At 69.8% G+C, this 5907-nt stretch carries 5 protein-coding genes; 3 read left to right on the forward strand and 2 right to left on the reverse strand.

From position 1 onward, the window contains the following. Positions 1-160 precede the first annotated feature (160 nt). A complete protein-coding gene (locus VMR86_02815; GenBank protein HTO05962.1) occupies positions 161-1465 on the reverse strand; it encodes an MFS transporter in 1305 nt (434 codons plus the stop codon). Positions 1466-1610: 145 nt separating this feature from the next. Further along, positions 1611-3128, reverse strand: coding sequence for a signal recognition particle receptor subunit alpha (locus VMR86_02820; GenBank protein ID HTO05963.1), 1518 nt, complete (start codon positions 3126-3128; stop codon positions 1611-1613). Between the two features lie 67 nt (positions 3129-3195). Here VMR86_02820 and VMR86_02825 point away from each other — a divergent pair, with 67 nt between their 5' ends. The 3 genes from VMR86_02825 to VMR86_02835 form a co-directional block, all read left to right on the forward strand. Continuing rightward, complete coding sequence (locus VMR86_02825) at positions 3196-3411, forward strand: acetyl-CoA carboxylase biotin carboxyl carrier protein subunit (protein HTO05964.1); 216 nt, start codon at positions 3196-3198, stop codon at positions 3409-3411. A gap of 15 nt (positions 3412-3426) precedes the next feature. Next, positions 3427-4296 (forward strand): SDR family NAD(P)-dependent oxidoreductase, encoded by an 870-nt coding sequence (locus VMR86_02830; GenBank protein HTO05965.1) that lies wholly within the window; start codon positions 3427-3429, stop codon positions 4294-4296. Positions 4297-4900: 604 nt separating this feature from the next. Continuing rightward, positions 4901-5907 (forward strand): hypothetical protein (locus VMR86_02835; GenBank protein ID HTO05966.1); only part of this gene is annotated, 1007 nt, incomplete at its 3' end.

A 5907-nucleotide genomic window follows, 5' to 3' on the forward strand; every position in this document is an offset into this window, starting at 1 on the left:
AACGGGTCCTGCTCGCGCAGGCGCGCGTAGAACGGGTAGGGGTCCACGCGCAGGCGCGAGTCACTCGGGTTGAAGACGATCCCGGTCTCGAGCCGCTCGACGCCCATCAGCGTGAGGGCGCGGGCCGCGGCGGCGAGGTCATCGATACGCGTGCGCAGACTCATGTCGTTTCTCCTTGGAGCTCCTCGTGCTCCGGCGAGATCTCTTCGAGGCTGCGACCCGCAGTCTCGGGGAACGCGACGGCGATCACCAGCGGCGAGGCCAGGCCGATCACCAGCAGGATCGAGATCGCCTGCCAGTGCGAGCCGGTCGCGGCGTAGAGCGCGGACTCGAGCGCGAGCCCGAGCATGCCCGCGAGCGTGGCCACGATCAAACGCGCGGCCGCTGCGGTGGAGCGGTGCGAGGTCGGGAACAGCTCGGCGCCGTAGGCCGAGAGCACGGCGTCGTGGCCCACGACCGTGAAGATGGCCGCCACCCAGAGTGGCACGAGCCAGGGGCCGGCGCCGTTGTAGAAGCCCAGCGCGAACACGATCAGCCCGGCCGACGCGGCGATCGCCACGGGCCGCCGGCCGATGCGGTCGCCGAGCCGCCCGAGCAGCGGCGCGCCCAGGATCGCGAGACCGCCCGCGGTGAGATACATCGTGCTGACCTGGCCGGGCGTCCAGCCGTGCGCCTGCTGCAGATACTTCGGTCCGAAGAAGTCCGCGGCGGCGTAGGCCGTGCCCATGAAGAAGAGCTGCGTCGCCGTGGCCACGAAGCGCTGCGGGTAGGCGCGCACGAGCTTGAGCATCGGCACGAAGTAGCGCTGGGCAGTGAGTCGCGCGCCCAGCGCGCGCTCGCGGGCCTCGAAGCGCGCGGTCTCGGGCAGGCTGCGGCGCAGCCAGGCCAGGAGGAGCATCGGCCCCAGACCCACGAGATACAGCCCGCGCCAGCCGTTCGGGGTCGAGGCGGCGAGCGGAAGCAGGATCGACGCGAGCCCCACGCCCAGGGCCTGGATCGACAGGAACGCCCCCACGCCCCAGCCGCGGGTCGCGGCGTCGAACTCCTCGCTGATCACCACGACCGCGATCAGCATCTCGGCCGTGCCGAACACGCGCGAGAGGAACTGGAGCCCGAGGAAGGTCCGCAGGTCGGGCGCGAAGGCCGAAGCGCCGGTCAGGAGCGTGTACGCGAGCACCGTGCCGAGCAGCGCGCGGCGCCGGCCGAGCCGGTCCGCGGCCAGCGCGATGAACAGCGCGGGCAGCGAGCCGAAGCGCACGAACGAGCCGAGCAGTCCGACCTGACTCTCGGGAATCGAGAGACCGGCCTGGATCTGGGGCAGGGCCATCACGATCAACGAGCGGTCGTACTGGTCGAACAGCGAGGCCAACGACACCAGCCAGAGCACCCGGTGCTGGCGCGAAGTGAGCGCAGGAGCGTTCGTGATCCTGCCGAGCGCGCGCCGGAGCCAGGGCTTCGGGGTCACCGGAGCGGCCGGCTCTGACTCGCGAACCTCGGCGGTCTGCGTCATGCCGGGCGCAAAGAGCAACCGGAGTGCCAAGCCCTGCATGCACCCTGCGCGGTCGGGGTGGCTGCCGCGTGCAGTGAGTCTCCGGCAGGGGTGCCGCAGGCTACCGGCGCTTGTTCCGCTTCTTGTGCTTCTTCTGGGCCTTGCGCTGCTCGCGCTTGGCCATGGCCTTCTGCGCGCGCGCGGCCCGCCGGTTGGGCGCCATGCCCCCCAGGCCGGCGAGCTGCGCCGGGTCGAAGCCGGGGGCTGGCCCGCCGCCGCCGCCGAACACGCGGCCCACGCCGGGCAGCTTGCCGAGCAGCCCGCCCGCGCCGCCGAGCGACGCCATCATCTCGCGCATGGCCTTGAAGCGCTGCAGGAGGCCCGAGACGTCGGTCGCCTGGGTGCCCGAGCCGCGCGCGATGCGGCTCTGGCGCGAGGGGTTGATGAGCTCCGGCTGGCGGCGCTCGTCGGGAGTCATCGAGGTGATCATGGCCTCGATGCGCCGCAGCTCTTTGGGATCGACCTTCGCGCCCTCGGGCATCATGTCCGAGACACCCGGGATCTTCGCCAACAGGTCCGTGAGCGAGCCCATCTTCTGGATCGTGCGCAGCTGAGTCAGGAAGTCGTCGAAGGTGAACTTGCCGCGCAGCATGCGCTCGGCGTCCTTCTCCGCCTCCTCGACGTCGACCACGGCCTCGAAGTCGTTCATCAGGCCCACGACGTCGCCCATGCCCAGCACGCGCTGCGCCAGGCCTTCGGGCCGGAATGCCTCGAGCCGGTCGGTGGCCTCGCCCATGGTCACGAAGCGCACCGGCACGCCGGTGGCCGCGCGGATCGCGAGCGCCGCGCCACCGCGCGAGTCACCGTCGAGCTTGGTCAGGATCAGCCCGTCGATCGGCAGCCGCGCCGCGAAGCCGCGCGCCACGTTCACGGCCTCGCGCCCCATCATGGCGTCACAGATCAGTGTCACGTGCTCGGGGTGCGTGCGGGCCTGGATCTCCTCGAGCTCGCGCATCAGCTCGTCGTCGATCTGCAGCCGGCCCGCGGTGTCGAGGATGACCGAGCCGCGTTTCTCGGCGCGCGCCAGCTCGAGCGCCTCGGCGCAGATCGCGGGCGCGTCGTCGCCGTCGCGCGAGTAGACGGGCACCCCGACCTGCTCACCGAGCAGCCGCAGCTGCTCGCGCGCGGCCGGGCGCCGCACGTCGGCCGCCACCAGGAGCGGCCGGTCGCCGCGCGACTTCAGATACTTCGCGAGCTTCGCCGCGGTGCTGGTCTTGCCCGTGCCTTGGAGCCCCAGCAGCATGATCGCGCGCGTCCGGTCGCGCACCGGCTCGAGCGGCTCGCCCTGGCCCATGAGCGCGACGAGCTCGTCGTAGCACGCCTTCGTGAAGTGATCGCCCGGGGAGACGCGCAGCTTCTGGCCGCTCTTCTTGCCGGCCTCGAGCCGCACCACCTCGCCGCGCACGCGCTCCTGCACCTTGGCCAGGAACTCGCGGACGATGCCCAGGTCGACGTCGGCCTCGAGCAGCGAGGTCCGCACGTCGGAGATCGCGTCGGCCACGTTGGCGTCGCTGAGCTCGGCCACCCCGCGGAAGCGGTCGCGCGCGTTGCGGAAGCCCTGGGTGAGCGTCTCCAGCATCCGGGCGGGCAGGCTAGCAGACGCCGGTTGAACTGCGCTCCCGTGCTCTCATAGACTACGCGCCGGTTTGAGTCAGAACGTCGAGGCCCACATCACGGGCACCGTCTTCAAGATCGAGACCTCGGTCGGAGCGACGGTGCGAGAGGCGGACGTCCTCGTCGTTCTGGAATCGATGAAGATGGAGCTCCCCGTCGAGGCGCCGGCGTCCGGACGCGTCGCCAAGATCCTCGTCGAGGAGGGGCAGAGTGTGGAAGAGGGCGACGTGCTCGTCGTTCTCGATTGATTCGAGGAGAAAGTCATGGGTCTTCTGGATGGCAAGGTCGCGATCGTCACTGGGGCAGGCGGAGGTCTGGGTCGCTGTCACGCGCTCCTGTTCGCCAAGGAGGGCGCGGCCGTGGTCGTGAACGACCTCGGCGGCGCGCGCGACGGCGCCGGCGGCGGCCACTCGATGGCCGACCAGGTCGTGAAGGAGATCCAGGCCATGGGCGGCCAGGCCGTCGCGAACTACGACTCGGTCGCGACCGTCGAGGGCGGCAACAACATCTGCAAGAGCGCGCTCGACGCCTTCGGCAAGGTCGACATCCTGGTGAACAACGCCGGCATCCTGCGCGACAAGACGCTGGTCAACACCGACGAGGCGTCGTGGGACATCGTGATCCAGGTGCACCTGAAGGGCACCTACTGCGTGACTCGCCCGGTGTTCACGCACATGAAGGAGCGTGGCCAGGGCGGCGTGATCGTGAACACGAGCTCGACCTCCGGCCTGATCGGCAACTTCGGCCAGTCGAACTACGGCGCCGCCAAGGCGGGCATCGCCGGCTTCACGCGCTGCCTCGCGCTCGAGGGCAAGAAGTACAACATCCGTGTGTGGGGCCTGGCGCCGGTGGCAGTGACTCGCCTGACCGAGGACCTGCCGGGCATGGGCAACGACAACGTGAAGCAGATGCTCTCGCCCGAGAAGGTCTCGCCCGCCGTGCTCTACATGGTGAGCGACCTGTCGAAGGACAAGACGGGCAAGTTCCTGTTCGTGTCGGGCAACAAGGTCACCGAGCTCAAGATCGTGGGCGCCGAGGGCTTCAAGAACCCGAACGGCGTCAGCGCCCAGGAGATCGCGGCGAACGAGAACAAGGTGTTCCTGCCGGAGAGCCAGTTCAATCTGATGGGCTGAGCGCAGGAGCTCTCCGGCCAGGCGCCCGCGGCACGAGTCCCGCGGCACGAGTCAGGTGTGACGGACCCACTTCGGGCGTATCCTGGCCTGCGTGTCTCCGCACGCGCGAGGTCTGCGGACTCTCGACTGGGTGCTGATCGCCACCCTGGTGCCGCTCTATCTCGTCACCCTCGCGCTTCAGCTGAGAGGTTCCATCGGCAGAGAGGTGCGGCGGATCGGCATCGAGGTCTCGTCCGCATCCGGTCCGGGCGAGTTCCCCGTCGTCTTCACGGTCAGCTCGGGCACTGAGTTCGACGGGCCCAAGTTGGAGGTCGGGGACCGGCTGCTGGCGGTCGGGGGTGAGTCGCTCGCGGGAGCGAGCGCTCTCTCGTTCTGGCGTGTGATCGTGCCCGCGATGCGGCGATCTTCGAGTGCCCCGATCCGGGCGGCTCGCGGCGACCGACGCTTGGCGACGGCTCTCGCCGGCGAGCCCGATCCGTACTGGTGGGTGGATGTCCCGAGATGGGTCCCCAACGTGCTCATCGGACTCCTGCTCCTCTTGCGTGTGCCAGGCTGGCCACCCGCTCGGCGTTTCCTCATCGCAGCAGTCGGCGTCGGAGTGAGTATGAGGAACCTGCTCGGCAACGACCTCGAGCTGATCGGGAACAGCGTCGTCCCGCTCTCGCTTCTGCATCTCGCCGGATATCCGATCGGAATGGGCGCGGCGGTCTTCGTGTACTGGGACTTCACTGCCTCCGCCCGTCCGCTGCGCGCGTGGATGCGCGCTCTGCCCTGGATCTTGGGGCTCGGCCTGTTCGCCGCGGTGGCCTGCTACTACTGGCTTCCCGAGCCGGGCTACGGGTTCGCTTGGCTCGCGTTCAGCGGTCTCACCGTCCTGACATGCGGCTCGATTCTGGCTGGACTGACTCGCTGTTACGTCCGCTCGGACGCGCTCGAGCGCCGCCAGCTCCGCTGGATTCTCTACGGGTGGTACGTCGCTCTCGTCCCGACCGCCTGGATCATCGCGAGTCATCCGACCGTCACCACTTCTCCGATCGAGAATGCACTCCTGGGTGCCGTGGCGGTGGCCCCGCCGCTGGGCGTTCTGATCGCGGTGCTCGGCTACCGTTTCCTCGACATCGACCGGCTGATCAGCGCGACGACCTCGCTCACGATCCTGGGCGTCGCCTTGCACGAGACCATCGTGCACGTGATCCCCGACGTGGCAGAGACCGCGAATCGGTGGCTCGGCGTCTCGGTATCGGCGAGCAAGTGGGGTCTCTCGCTCGCGTTCGCCGGCTTCCTGGTCGGCGCGCACGGGCGGCTGCGGCCGTGGATCGATCGGCGCTTGTTCCCGCGGCGCGTCTCGGTGGAGGAGGGGCTCGCGCAGCTCGTCGTCGAGCTCGCGCACTGTCGCAGCACCCAGGAGCTGACGCGGCTCTCCGCGGAGCGCGTGGACGAGCTGCTCCATCCCGAGTCGCTCGTCGTCTACGCGCGCGCGCAGTCCGCGTTCACTCCGATGTTCGCACGCGGCCGCGCAGTGCCGCCCGCGCTCGCGGCCGACAGCCCGCTGATCCACATCCTCGAGTCACGCGCCGAGCCCTTGGCGGCCAGCGCGAAGGAGATCGACCC

The sequence above is a fragment of the Myxococcota bacterium genome (genome assembly GCA_035498015.1).
In the GTDB taxonomy this organism is placed as follows: Bacteria; Myxococcota_A; UBA9160; order SZUA-336; family SZUA-336; genus VGRW01.